This is a genomic window from Nocardioides sp. CPCC 206348 (assembly GCF_048654705.1).
In the GTDB taxonomy this organism is placed as follows: Bacteria; Actinomycetota; Actinomycetes; order Propionibacteriales; family Nocardioidaceae; genus Nocardioides.
Genome location: NZ_JBMCZA010000226.1, coordinates 21,715 through 22,663, shown reverse-complemented (window position 1 = coordinate 22,663; position 949 = coordinate 21,715). Strand labels below are relative to the sequence as shown.

General features: G+C 66.9%; 2 pseudogenes. One reads left to right on the top strand and one right to left on the bottom strand.

The features are described 5' to 3' along the window. A pseudogene (locus ACOADB_RS25665) lies at positions 1–464 on the bottom strand (steroid C27-monooxygenase); the annotation flags it as partial. A 143-nt stretch (positions 465–607) separates the two neighbouring features. On the opposite strand from ACOADB_RS25665, the pseudogene ACOADB_RS25660 reads away from it, so the two are divergent. Next, a pseudogene (locus ACOADB_RS25660) lies at positions 608–949 on the top strand (steroid 3-ketoacyl-CoA thiolase); the annotation flags it as partial.

The following is a 949-nucleotide window of genomic DNA, read 5'->3' as shown; positions in this document are numbered from 1 at the left end:
GCGAGGTCCTCGACGAAGTCACCAGCGCCGCGGTCGACGGACTCCTGGACGATCTCGTACGCGCGGGCACGCAGGTTCTCCTTGAGGCCGGCGATCGCACGCGGCGTGAAGCCGCGCGACACGATGCCGCGCATCTTGGTGTGGTCCGGCGGGTCGTGGTGGATCAGCATCGCCCGCTGGACCTCGACCTGGTCGCGCGTCATGTCCTCGGCGAACCGGATGATCACGCCGTTCTCGGCGGTGGACCAGTTCTCGTTGTCCTTGGAGATCTCCCGGACCTCCTGGTGCCGCGTGCAGGCCCAGTAGCCGGTGTCCAGGAAGCCCGCGCGGGCGTGGGGAGGCTGTTCGATCCAGCGAATCGGCTCGTTCGCGCGCAGCGAGCGGAACTCATCGTGCGGCAGCGCGACCGCGTTGATGTCAGGGTTCGTCGGGTCCCAATCCGCAGGAAGGAGAAGTTCGGTCACGACCGGACCTTTCAAGTAATGGAACACGTTCTAGTTCTGCCCACAGTACAAAGCGTTGCCCGGGAACGAAAGGGTTTCGCGAAGCGTGTTTGACCAGCGGACCAAAACAAGAACCTGTTCTAGTTCAGTGGTAGCCTGACCCCATGGGTACCCCTGTCATCGTCGATGCCGTCCGCACTCCCCTGGGCAAGCGAAAGGGCTGGCTCGCCGGCCTCCATCCGGCCCAGACCCTCGGCTTCATCCAGGCCGAGGTGCTCCGCCGCGCCGGCGTCGACCCGGCCCTCGTCGAGCAGGTCATCGGCGGCTGCGTGACCCAGGCGGGCGAGCAGTCCAACGGCATGGTGCGTCGCGCCTGGCTGTACGCCGGCCTCGCCCAGGCCACCGCCGGCACCTCGCTCGACGCCCAGTGCGGTTCGGGCCAGCAGGCCACCCACTTGATCAACGACATGGTCGCCGCCGGGTCCATCGACGTCGGCATCGCCTGT